We start from the raw sequence: 12,246 nt of genomic DNA on the forward strand, positions 1-12,246 counted from the left end.
GTTTTTGCTTGGGATTCATACAGGTTTGCGTATCTCGGATATTCTTCTTTACCTAAACGGCGATCTGAAGTTTATTCAACTTTATCCGGAATAGATTGCCACTAAAACATAAGTTCTCACTTAAAAGGAGTGTAGAATGGGAGGCAGGACGGGAAGAAGGAAACTCTCTTCGGTTATGAAGGGGTTTTTGTCTGTGTATCGCCTAGAAGTTGTAGTTTTACTAGCAGGACAATTTCTTTCAGACGTCGAATGTGTATATTTGACGAAAGGAGAGGGATTTTATGAGTGATATTATTAAATCCACTGATTACTGTAACTTACTTAAACAAGGGAAAATAACAGTTGGTAATTCCGTATATGCTATAGAAAAAATATATGTAAAGGAAAAAGAAACAGAAGAAATAAGGTTTGCATACTATAAAAAAGACAGCACGGGTAAAGAATTTTTTGTTCCACGTCCTTTAGATTTGGAGGAAGAGCATTTAATTGCTTTGTTAAAAGCAGGTATAGATGAAGGTGTGCTTCCGAATGATTATAAAACTAAACTTTGACTTAAGAGACTGCTTTAATTGAGTGGTCTTTTTCTATTTACCAATACAAATGAAAAAAGTATGAAATCTTAATATTATTGATTGAAATCGATTTAAATGAGTAAAAGAGGAGGTTTTCAAATGGATCATTTTTTTATTATAGAAGGTTGTAGAGAAACGGGTAATTATGTTGTTTATGAGGGTAAAAAGGGAGTCGAAGAAAATTGATAATTCAAACTGTAAACAATAAAAAGAAGGAGGGATTAAAAGAATGTAGACAGTATATAGGTAATCACCTGAAAAATGAATGTGGGTATGCATTAAATCAGGTAGTACCGCATCAGTGTGTAAAACCAAATAGGGAAGAGTTAAAAAACCCTTGGCACCTTAATTGTACAGTACAAGATTATATAGATGGTATTGATCCAGCAAAAAATAGGGGTGAAATACAGAAACTATATAAGGGGTGGTATTTAAGTATACTGTTAAATACATGCCTATAATGATCGATACATGAACGCTTATGCGTAAAATATTATCTAGGAGAATATCACTGTTTTCGATTGTGTTAAATAATCAAAAAAAGGAGCGGGTTTAAATGAGTAAACAGGAAGATAAAACAATGAAAGAAGTGATTATAGGTTGGGGGTTACCTGATTGTCTTAAACAAGATGAAGATAACATAGCCTATAAATTTGATGAATGGAAAATATGAAGGCGGACACAGGTGTAGAGAAGAAGATGTGAAATTCTCTCTTTATAATAAAAAAACTGAAAAAGACTTGTTTACCATGGATTTCTATAAAATTGGTCAATTAGGAGAGATGGCCGGAAAAAATAGAAATAGTATAAAATTACAATTACTACATGTCTATGATCCTTCTTATAGAAAGGAAGGGATATCTAGTCATTATATTAAAAAGCTTAAAGAGTATGCCATTAGTAAAAGGAGAAAATACATATATATAGATGCCAACGCTGATGGTGTTAAGAGTGTCAATAAGGAGAATTCCTAAAGTCAAGAAGAATTAGAAGAATATTATAAAAAGCGAAGTAGTTCTGAAATGCCTATTAAACTCGAATGCTAATTCTGAGCATTTTTTATAGTCCTTTTTATTTTGCAAAAAGAAAAGAGAGTTCGATGAAGTTTGCTGACCATTTCTTAGTTAATCCCTTTTAAATTTTTTGATATACTCCTTTATGAATTATTTGTGAACAGAAAGTGGAAATATGAAAACTAATATCCAAAAAGTTGTCACAAGGACTTATCTTTTTTTAGTAGAACCTTTAATGAAAGGTGGTTTTTATTTTTGAAATACTGTAATGCCACTTTTATTTTTCCTGATGGTTACGACTGAACTTTTATTAAAAGGTAGGTCCATTAGTTTTATTGAAGAGCGAATAAACAGATATAAGAACCCTCACTGGATGGATAATATGGCTATAGTTTTGTCAGTCCTTGCCCTATTGATTGCGATACTTAATCTATACCTAAAGTGGAGGATGAAGAAAGATGAATGACAAAGAGCTCCATTTCAAGAATTTAGAAAAGCTTAAACAAAAACTGATAGAGGGTATAATAGTGTCTTCAACAGTATATATTTTAGAAAATTTAATAAAAAAATGTTTTATTTCTAAAGGAGAAAAGTATATGAAATCATTTTATTTAGGTATTGTTATCGTTTTAATATCACTTCTTATTTCGGTTTTCACTAGTGATTGGACACTTTTGTATAAAATTACAGGAGGCATTACTGCAATAGTATTAGTATTATGTGCATTATTTTCTGGTGGATTTGTAGATGGTGATAGAATGGGAAGAAATTTATTTTCTGAAACGAAAGAAGATAAAAAAGAAAGAGTTTTCTTGACTACAAGACTTTTATTAATAGGGCTTCCTAACTTTCTTACAGCTTTAACTGTTTATTTTTTAATCTAAATAATGCTCCAAATTAAACAAAAGGCTAACCACTAGGTTAGCCTTTTGTTTATCGATTTCCTGGAATAGAAAATTCAACTTGCATGATTTTGGAAGGGTAAAGTCCAACTTGAAGATCCTCTACTAATTTTTAGGTTTGTACTAACACCACATGTATTATATTTAGATGCAATTACTGCTTTCCAACTAGACGGGATATTATAGGAATAGGTATTTGATCCAGTAGCAATCTGTTTTGATTGTCCAGAAGTAGAACCAAAGCTTCCTGGACCAACTTGGCCAACAATAGCTGATCGATTTGATAAAACATAGTTGCCTGCTCCATTATAGCTCCATCCACCTGTAACCTTTGTTAATTTAAAATGTTTTACTTGATTTTTATCATAAACATTAGACCAAGTAATAGTCGAATAAGCTTTTACGCCCTTTGTAGAGTCCCATTTATCATCTTTTTTTGATGCAAAAGGTTGAATCTTAGTATCTAGTTTTTGTTGTTCAATTTTATCAGTAATATCTTGAGCAACATGGAATGTAGTAGTTGCATATGTTTCAACCAATTGACCATCCACATTTTCTACTTCTAGTAATTGACTAGTTGAATGAGATTGAGTTTCTAATTCTAATTTTTCCACAGATTTTGTTGAAAGCTCAAATTTCTCTAAATCATCCTGTTGACTAGATAAATCTGAAACACCATTTAAAGCTCTAGTATAAAGTTCATTAAGATCAGTGATTTGTTCATATTTAATTACTTTTTTATTTAACTTTTCGCTCGAAGCAAATGAAGAACCACCAAAACTAAATAACATTGTTAAAGATAATAGCTGTACTAATTACTTTTCTTTTCATTACAATAACCTCCAATATTTTTTTAGGGCTTTTTTCAACAAATGATATTGAATCTAAAGTCCTAAATAATAGTTCTATATAACCACATATTTTCCCTTCTTTTATTTTTTTAATTTTTAAAGGATATGATAGTTCATTAGTCTATTCCGCAATTATATAATTTCTCCCTGCGCCCTTACAGACAAATTAGTGGATGGCTTTTTATTATGAATAAGGAAGGTGAGTGTGTATGACGGTATCTGAGTGTCTTGATCATTGGCTTATATCTTATATAAAAAAGAATAAGAGATACACCTTCATGATGAATCGTACCAAAAATAAAAGGATTAAGAATAAAGCTATACAAAAGGCTTCATTAGCATTAATCATGAAAGGTCATATGGAAGAAATTATTATGATGAGCAGGAGTGAGTAGGGATGGAACTAACGGATTACTATTGCAAGAAGTGTGGCTTGGTAGTAAGACTGCCGGATAATCAACACGATAACCTTATCTGTGCTAAATGTTATAAGCATGTGATTACAACAAGGAAACCTGCTGGAAATGGAATACCTAAGACAATTCAATTGTATTTATTTTATTTACCTACGTCTCTTATCTTTCATTCGGTCATAAACTTTTTTTAGGTACCGAGTTTACTGTAACTCAGTATTAGGAGTTAGTTATTTGGAAAGTTTGGAACCTGAATAAGTTTCACTTGAAACAATTATGAGGAGGAAACAAATGAGTAAGATTATCAGTGCGGAAACAACCGCTAAAGTAGAAACCCAGCCCCGAGGAAAAATGATTGCTTATTGGTCAGTCACATTACTACTCGCAGCAGCTGTTATGTTAAGTGGTATCGGGCAACTTATGCAATATGGGGGAAACATCGAGTTAGTGACGAATCTTGGTTACCCATTATACGTCTTGACCATTCTCGGGATTTGGAAAGTGCTTGGAGCCATCGCTCTGGTTGTGCCAGGTGTTCCTCGGCTTAAAGAATGGGTTCACGCTGGTATCTTCTTTTTAATGACTGGTGCGGCTTTATCTCATGCGTTTGCTAACGATTATGGTGATTACGGGTTTTCTATTATCCTACCGCTGTCATATGCTGCATTAAATATCGCCTCGTGGGCGCTACGTCCGAATAGCCGCAAACTTTAGGAAGTGGTGAAATTAACGGGAGTCCCTTCGTACCATCAATAGATCTCTACTACAGAAAATAATATTTTGAACACCTCTGAAGCAATAGAAATCTTACAGTGTTCGACAAAACTTAAACAACTTAGTTAACAGAGAAGCCATCACTCCAATTAAGGGTTTGCCTAGAGACCAAGTAGTTTTATAAAGAGGATATAGTAAAGCGTAAAGATTATATGGATAAGAAGAGGGAAGCATCATCCTAACCGATGGTGCTTTTTATTTTGGGGAAAGAAGGGTGAGCTTGATGAAGTTTGGAAGAGTGAGGGGGAAATAAAAAACGAACCAACAAAGGGTCAGATAAAAAGGAGCCAAAGCATAGGCTAGTGACCTTATATGATTTCTAATAAATTCGTTGATGAATATATTAAGTTGTATGAATTAGGAAAGATAATGATTAATAAAGAACGTGTCCTACTGATTGTGTATTTGAAGAAACATGTTTTATCCCGAGATGATCTATATTTCGATGAAGAACAAATAAATAATTTTAAGAGGTTTACCGAGAAATGGTATTTCCCCTTAGAACCTTTTCAAATGTTCATAGCAGCTTTTGTTTTTATGTTTTACAAAGATAACGGGGAGAAACTTCTTTCGGAAATTCCTGATTATGATGGGAAGGGGTGGTGGTAAGAACGGTTTAATCACTGCATTAACGAATTTTTTCATAAGTGAATTGCATGGTATCCCAAAGTACAATGTTTCCATTGTTGCAAACTCGGAAGACCAGGCAAAGACCGCCTTTATGAAAATGTACGAAACCATTGAAGAACTTAAAATTTCAGAAGGAATGTTTTATAAAACGAAAGTGGAAATTAAAAACAATGCGACAAAAAGCATTGTAAAATACCGTACATCCAACACTTCCACGAAGGATGGTTTGCGTATGGCTGTGTCATTTATGATGAGATCCATCAATACGAAACAATAGAAGAAACTCGGTAGAATATATAGTAATTGCATATTGAATAACCGTATCCAAGTGAGTGCTGGATTTTTAACCCATTAACCACATTGGGTGACCACCATAATATGAATGACAACAAATTTTCTATTCGGAAATGAAATGTCATGAATTCAAGGGATGGATAAATTCAAATAAATAAGTAAACGCAACTAATGTGAGATGTTACGAGGTTAAATGAATTCGGCTTTTTAAAAGAATCATGTAATTAAAGCAATGGAGAACCCTTATGTAATGGGGTTCTCCATTGCCTTTTTCGATTCCGATTTATTAGACGTCATCCATGAAGGGGGTATAGGAATTGAATAGGGTTAATCAAGTTCCCGACACTTATCTTCAATAATAATAATACTGGGGATTAGGTTGGAATTGATAGTTGGGTGCAGGGGCAGCATACATCTGGTTATCATAGTGATTAATATATTGCGGATATTGCTGAATGTCTTCTTCGGGCGCTCGATGGCAGTTTGCTGGCGGACCGATGAATGTTGATGGTTGGACCGGTGCAATTGCTTTTTTCCATTGGTTTTCATCCATGCAATACGTATGTGCCATAATATTTGCAGGTGTCAATTTCAAGATATCCGAACCGAGGATTACCTCAGGTGTTGATGCGTTAAAAATGGCCAGCAGATGAGTGTTATCGGTATTAGCCACTTCATAATGCCACCAACCTTGTGGAACATTAGCTACTTGACCGGGTTTAATGGGGTAATTTTGTATTTGCTTAGTAAAAGGATTCAGTAATGAAACGGTTGCAGCTCCAGTAATGCAATACACTAGCTCTGCAGCATTTTGGTGATAATGCGGTTCTACGACATTGTTCTTACTAAGGTAAATATCTAATAGTGAAACATTTTCGAGTGTGTTCAATTGTTTGATACCTAATACATTTATATAGTTTTGATTGTCTTTTTTCATTAAATTGCTTTGATTAACATCGAAAAAATATTGTGTGGATGGTGAGGTATAGTCCATATAGGAGACCATGAATGTATCATTCCTTTTCTAATGAGTTCATTTTTCAGGATATGTTAGATTTCATTGTAATGTGCAAAAACCCAGGGTTATTTGCCTATGGTCCTAATGATCGTATATGATCCCTGTCTATCTTTTAGGAAAGGACACAGATTAAATTATTATATAATAGCCTGTTGAATTTAATGCAAATGAATCAAATTGACCATAAAACACAATTAGATGAAAAGGGTTTAGGAGTCCCTTGTGATCCCGTCATAGTATGAAAGAGATGCATTGATTTGGTGTAATATAGATAAATATTATTTTTATATACTATAAAACCGAAACTACTAAACTGAATTTTTGATATAATCAAACTTTTAACAAGCAGTATTTTTCCATTGCGTGTCTTTAAATTACAGTGATATAATGTTCTCTGTGATTTTAAAGTTAAACATAGGAAGTGGCTAAAATTGTCGAACAATTCAAAAGAGAGTAAATTCGTTCCGTACGTCTCTGCATCTAAATCTCTACCCGAATTAACTGCAACTGCAATTATTCTAGGGATCATTCTTGCAATCGTATTTGGAGCGGCAAATGCATACTTAGGCCTACTTATTGGGTTGACTGTCTCTGCTTCGATACCCGCAGCGGTAATTTCAATGGCTATCTTAAGAGGGGTTTTTCGCAGGGATTCAATATTAGAAAACAATATTGTGCAAACGATGACCACGGCAGGTGAGGCTATTGGTGCCGGTGCTGTATTTACCATTCCAGCATTATTCATGTGGGACATGGACGTGAGTCAAGCATTCATCATTTTCGTTGTATTAACTGGGGGATTTTTAGGGGTCTTCATGATGGTTCCCCTTCGCCAGCTTTTGATTGTAAGGGAACATGAAACATTACCTTATCCTGAAGGTACGGCATGTGCCGAGGTCCTGAAGTCAGGAGAAAAGGGTGGTACAAGCGCGAAACTAATCGGAGCCGGTTTGGTTATCGGCGGTGTGGTTAAAGGGCTTGGTGATGGGTTTAAGCTCTTCAAGACAGAAGTTGAAACAGGAATCGCGAATTTTAAAAATGCAGTGGTTGGTCTTGATGCCTTTCCTTCCCTTTTGGGTGTAGGTTATATTATTGGACCGCGTGTTGCAGGACAAATGCTAGGTGGGGGGTTATTAGCCTGGGTCGTTCTAATACCGGCCATCAGCTTTTTTGGCGGCAGCAATGGAACAGCCATTTTCCCTTCTGATGTACCGATCGGTGAATTGGATGCATGGGGAATTTGGGATAATTATATACGCTATATTGGTGCTGGTGCCGTTGCAACTGGCGGATTGATCACATTGATCAAAACATTACCTATACTTTTCAGTTCAGTTATTGATACTCTTAAAGGCGTAAAAGCCAATAAAGGGCAACTTAAATCAGGTTCAATTCGTACTGAAAAAGACATACCGGCTAAATATGTTTGGCTGGGAACGATCATTGTTATTTTAATCATTGCTTTCACACCAATAACTGATGTTGGTATCATTGGTGCGATTGCAATTGCGATTTTTGGATTTTTATTCGTGACGGTGGCTTCAAGGGTTGTTGGAATCGTCGGAAGTTCTTCTTCCCCGGTTTCTGGAATGACGATAGCCACACTATTGATTGTAGCAATTGTCTATAAAGCTACTGGTTTTACTGGTACGACAGGAATGGTAGCCGCTTTAACCGTTGCTGCGATCATTTGTACAGCACTTGCGGTTTCAGGTGATGTTTCTCAAGATTTAAAAACAGGATATATCGTGGGCGGTACACCATGGAAACAACAAGTTGCCATGATGATTGGTGTCGTTGCGTCTGCTTCTGTCATTGGTTTTATCCTGGTTCTAATGGATAACGCTTATACGATGGGATCTGCAGAACTACCTGCACCTAAAGCGGCACTAATGAAAATACTTGCTGAAGGTGTTCTTGGGGGAGATTTACCTTGGACCCTTATCTTTATCGGTGCGGCTATTGCCATAACATTAGAGTTTTTCGGTCTGAATTCACTTGTTGTTGCAGTCGGCATATACTTGCCGGTTCATACTAGTGCCCCAATCATGATCGGTGGATTTATCCGTTTCTTCGTTGAATTCTTCTCGAAAACAAAAGAAGCGCTTAAAGCACGTGTTGATAGAGGTGTATTATTTGCATCTGGTTTAATAGCAGGTGAATCATTGATTGGTGTACTTATTGCCATATTGATTGCAGCAGGTGTCCAAGTACCGGCTGCGGCTAAATTAGCCAGCAATTTGATACCTTTCTTACTATTCCTTGCTCTAGCTGGATTGCTTTGGTTCGTATCTAGCAAAGGGAAAAAAGAAGATGCTTCGTAAACGCCAATCAAAAAAGAGGAACCTGTTAACTATGGTTCCTCTTTTGGAAAGACGCGTCACTATGGAACAAGAATCCCCGGAAGCAACTTTTTTAGTCATTCAACGGACCAATTTCGTGGAACGAATTACGATTCGTTTCTTTAAACAACCATCAGTCCGGAAAATCAAGCTTGATAAGTTTGGGGCATTTGCCATTAAACAAATGGAGTTCCAAAGCAATGTTAATCAGATTTCTAAAGCGATGAGTGAACACTTTGGTGAGGAAGCGGAACCAGCCTTGCCGCGATTGATGAAATTTCTGGAAATCCTTGAGGTTCATGACTGGATCATATGGGATGAAGAAGAAAAATGAAAAAAAGCTGAAGCTCTTTTTGCTGCTTCAGCTTTTTTTAGTTTAATGATTATGTAACTAAAGCAAAATCCAATTAATTGTCTGGACATTCATATAACAAAACTTTACCCTGGATAAGATCACCTTTAATGAAAAAACATGAAGCAGGTGGACATAACAATGGAAGACACGAATTATGATGAAATGCTGAACATCAAAACGGAAGGTGAACAAAAAAAGTTCAATGATTCTTTGCATTATCACCGATACGAGCCTACGCCATATAACGCATTAGAACATTTATTCAAAAAATATCCACTGAAACGAAATGATCACATTGTGGATTTTGGATGCGGTAAAGGACGGTTGAATTTTTTTATCCATCACTTATATCAATCATCTGTGGTTGGCGTGGAGATGAATGAAAATTTCTACAAAGAAGCGATCGAGAATCTGAATGGCTACATGAAAAAAAGGAAAAACAACTATGGCAATATAGAATTCCAATGTTGTTTGGCTGAAGAATATCATATTGATACGAAAGATAATCGTTTTTATTTCTTTAATCCGTTCTCTGTACAGATTTTCATGAAAATCATCAATAACATATTGCTTTCCTTTGAAAAAGAACCGCGCCAAATCGAGCTGATTTTATTTTATCCTTCACAGGATTATATTTTTTTCCTCGAAAATCAAACCGCCTTCGAGATGAAAGAAGAAGTGATGTTACCAGGCTTGACTGAATCTAATCCTTTTGAGAAATTCGTCATATACCAATTGTTAAATTGAATGGATTTTAGTTTCTTAATGATAATCAAGTAAATATAAAAAACACCCAAGCAATGTTTCATGGATGCTTGGGTGAAATGAATGAAAAATCATAAGGGATGTTTAATGTACAGCATATTGTAAAATCTTTTGAGGCTGTGGCTCATATTGTTTTTCTATATAAATTTGATGCCAAATCATAAAGGTTAAAATGGTCCAGAGCTTCCGGCTGTTATCCGTTTTATTATTTACATGGTTTTCAAGTAATTTCATAATTTGCGGTTTGTTAAAAAGGTGGTCAGTTGGGCTCTCTTGGATTAACCTTACTGCCCAATCGTATAATTCATCCTTTAACCAATGGCGTATAGGAACTGGAAAGCCTAGCTTCTTTCTGCTCCATACATGTTCCGGAACTATCCCGCGGGCAGCTTTTCGGAGCATGTATTTGGTCGTTCCATTTCTTACCTTTTGATCCATGCTAAGTTTTGAAGCCGTATCGAAAACGCATTTATCCAAAAATGGAACTCTTACCTCTAAAGAATTCGCCATGGACATTTTATCTGCCTTCAATAAAATATCCCCTTTTAGCCAAGTTTGAATATCAATGTTTTGCATTTGGGTAATAGGATCATACTCTAAAGCACTTTGATAGATGGGATTTGTCACTTTTTCATTTTCTAATCCGTTGCGATAATTCACTAATAAAAGTTTTTTCTCTTTCTCGCCGAATATGTTTGCGTTTCCAATATATCGTTCGTCTAAAGGTGTAACTCCGCGCTCTATAAAACTCTTTCCTTTAACCCCTTCTGGCAAAACAGATGAAAGTGCCTTCAACATGCTGTTCAACGGAGCTGGTATATAGGAAAACATGCGCAGGGAATGGGGCTCCCGGTATATATTATATCCGCCGAATAACTCGTCTGCACCCTCCCCGGACAAGGCGACCTTGACATGCTTTTTAGCTTCCCGTGCGACAAAATATAGCGGAACGGCAGCTGGGTCAGCTAAAGGGTCATCCATATGCCAGATAATCTTTGGAAGTTCTGCCAAGAATTCTTCAGGACTTATGATATAACTTATATTTTCTACATTTAGAGCGGCTGCCGTTTCCTGTGCAACGTTTATTTCACTATATCCATCTCTTTCGAATCCTACAGAGAAAGTTTTGATCTTAGGGTTAATCTGTTTTGCGATGGAGCAGATAAATGATGAATCAATTCCTCCTGATAGAAAAGATCCAACCGGAACATCACTTCTCATATGTACGTTCACGGAGTCCATTAAAGTTTCTTGTATTTCTTTCATTACCTTTGAATCTTCTATATTGGAAGGGCGAAAAATAGGTTTCCAGAACTTTTTTATCTCCATTTTCTTTCCGGGCTCTTTTGTGAAATAATGTCCAGGAGATAACTTGTTAATGTTTTTTGAAAGGGTGGAAGGTTCGGGAACATATTGAAAACTGAGAAAATGCTGTAATGAATTCACGTCCAACTCTTCATTCATTGCTGTCAAGATACTCTTTTTTTCTGATGCGAAATATGTGACATTATCTTGTTCACAGTAGAAAAAAGGCTTGATTCCAAAATGGTCCCTAGCACCAAAAAGTTTTTGCTCGAGTTTATCCCAAATGATAAAAGCGAACATGCCGCGCAGTTTCTGGACGGTTTGCTCTTTTTGGCTACTATAGAGAGCCAATATTACCTCCGTATCAGAATCCGTAGTAAACTCGTATCCTTCATCAGTGAGTTCTTTCCTTAGTTCAATATAATTATAGATTTCGCCATTAAAAATGATCCAATATCTTTCATTTTCATATGAAAGAGGTTGGTTACCATTATCTATATCGATTATGCTTAATCTCCTAAATCCAAAATTCACAAATTCATCAAAAAAATATCCTTCATCATCCGGGCCCCTATGGGTGATGATCGTGTTCATTTTCTTGATCGTGTCTTTCATATTTGAATTTATGGCTTTCGGATATTTTTGAATACATCCAACAAAACCGCACATAAAATCCACCTGCCTAATTATTTAATAGTAAGAGATTCCCCAGTAACTTTTATCAAGAAATATAGGTATAAAGTTTGGATGTCAATCTAAGTAGTAAAATATCTCTAGTCTACTAGGTTAGATTATAATGCTATATTTGTCAATTTTACTCATTTGATGAATTAATTTGTAAGTTTGTTTTTATGTGGTCACAATGAATCCAAGCAAAAAAAGAGGCAATCGATATGATTGCCTCTAAACGCATATAAAAAAACACTTAACTTTAACTTGAGCATAAGGGACAATCCAACTGCAATGGATCGAAAATGCCGAAAAAAATGGGCTGCCTCACTGAAATAAGCAT

Annotated in this window: 11 protein-coding genes and 1 pseudogene; 9 read left to right on the top strand and 3 right to left on the bottom strand. The window is 35.6% G+C overall.

Features of this window, described 5'->3' with window-relative positions; genetic code table 11:
* The first annotated feature begins 281 nt into the window (after window positions 1–281).
* The 4 genes from ABIE66_RS08910 to ABIE66_RS08925 all read left to right on the top strand — a co-directional run bounded on the left by ABIE66_RS08910 (window position 282) and on the right by ABIE66_RS08925 (window position 2,469).
* Entirely contained in the window at window positions 282–551 is a 270-nt protein-coding gene (locus tag ABIE66_RS08910; RefSeq protein WP_370014432.1) for a hypothetical protein, read from the top strand.
* A 203-nt stretch (window positions 552–754) separates the two neighbouring features.
* Window positions 755–1,033 carry a hypothetical protein gene (locus ABIE66_RS08915; protein WP_370014433.1) on the top strand — a complete coding sequence of 93 codons (279 nt, stop codon included), beginning with the start codon at window positions 755–757 and terminating at the stop codon, window positions 1,031–1,033.
* Window positions 1,034–1,228: 195 nt separating this feature from the next.
* On the top strand, window positions 1,229–1,546 hold the full coding sequence (locus ABIE66_RS08920; RefSeq protein ID WP_370014434.1) for a hypothetical protein: 318 nt from the start codon (window positions 1,229–1,231) through the stop codon (window positions 1,544–1,546).
* Between the two features lie 497 nt (window positions 1,547–2,043).
* Window positions 2,044–2,469 (top strand): DUF5316 domain-containing protein, encoded by a 426-nt coding sequence (locus ABIE66_RS08925; protein WP_289324444.1) that lies wholly within the window; start codon window positions 2,044–2,046, stop codon window positions 2,467–2,469.
* Between the two features lie 74 nt (window positions 2,470–2,543).
* On the opposite strand, the gene ABIE66_RS08930 is transcribed toward ABIE66_RS08925, so the two are convergent.
* Window positions 2,544–3,278, bottom strand: coding sequence for a hypothetical protein (locus ABIE66_RS08930; RefSeq protein ID WP_370014435.1), 735 nt, complete (start codon window positions 3,276–3,278; stop codon window positions 2,544–2,546).
* A 764-nt stretch (window positions 3,279–4,042) separates the two neighbouring features.
* Between ABIE66_RS08930 and ABIE66_RS08935 the strand changes: the two genes are divergently transcribed.
* A complete protein-coding gene (locus tag ABIE66_RS08935) occupies window positions 4,043–4,465 on the top strand; it encodes a DoxX family protein (protein WP_370014436.1) in 423 nt (140 codons plus the stop codon).
* A gap of 372 nt (window positions 4,466–4,837) precedes the next feature.
* Window positions 4,838–5,443, top strand: a pseudogene (locus ABIE66_RS08940) (terminase large subunit domain-containing protein); the annotation flags it as partial.
* A gap of 358 nt (window positions 5,444–5,801) precedes the next feature.
* Here the strand turns inward: ABIE66_RS08940 and ABIE66_RS08945 are convergent.
* Window positions 5,802–6,455 (bottom strand): cupin domain-containing protein, encoded by a 654-nt coding sequence (locus ABIE66_RS08945; RefSeq protein WP_370014437.1) that lies wholly within the window; start codon window positions 6,453–6,455, stop codon window positions 5,802–5,804.
* Between the two features lie 443 nt (window positions 6,456–6,898).
* Here ABIE66_RS08945 and ABIE66_RS08950 point away from each other — a divergent pair, with 443 nt between their 5' ends.
* The 3 genes from ABIE66_RS08950 to ABIE66_RS08960 all read left to right on the top strand — a co-directional run bounded on the left by ABIE66_RS08950 (window position 6,899) and on the right by ABIE66_RS08960 (window position 9,911).
* Window positions 6,899–8,791, top strand: coding sequence for an OPT family oligopeptide transporter (locus ABIE66_RS08950; RefSeq protein ID WP_370014438.1), 1,893 nt, complete (start codon window positions 6,899–6,901; stop codon window positions 8,789–8,791).
* A 61-nt stretch (window positions 8,792–8,852) separates the two neighbouring features.
* Window positions 8,853–9,143 (top strand): PqqD family protein, encoded by a 291-nt coding sequence (locus ABIE66_RS08955; protein ID WP_370014439.1) that lies wholly within the window; start codon window positions 8,853–8,855, stop codon window positions 9,141–9,143.
* Window positions 9,144–9,302: 159 nt separating this feature from the next.
* A complete protein-coding gene (locus tag ABIE66_RS08960; RefSeq protein WP_370014440.1) occupies window positions 9,303–9,911 on the top strand; it encodes a methyltransferase domain-containing protein in 609 nt (202 codons plus the stop codon).
* Between the two features lie 102 nt (window positions 9,912–10,013).
* Here ABIE66_RS08960 and asnB read toward each other — a convergent pair whose 3' ends face one another.
* Window positions 10,014–11,903, bottom strand: a complete 1,890-nt coding sequence (gene asnB, locus ABIE66_RS08965; protein ID WP_370014441.1) for an asparagine synthase (glutamine-hydrolyzing) — start codon at window positions 11,901–11,903, stop codon at window positions 10,014–10,016.
* Window positions 11,904–12,246: the final 343 nt, after the last annotated feature.

This window comes from Peribacillus sp. B2I2, from assembly GCF_041261685.1.
Classification (GTDB): Bacteria; Bacillota; Bacilli; order Bacillales; family DSM-1321; genus Peribacillus.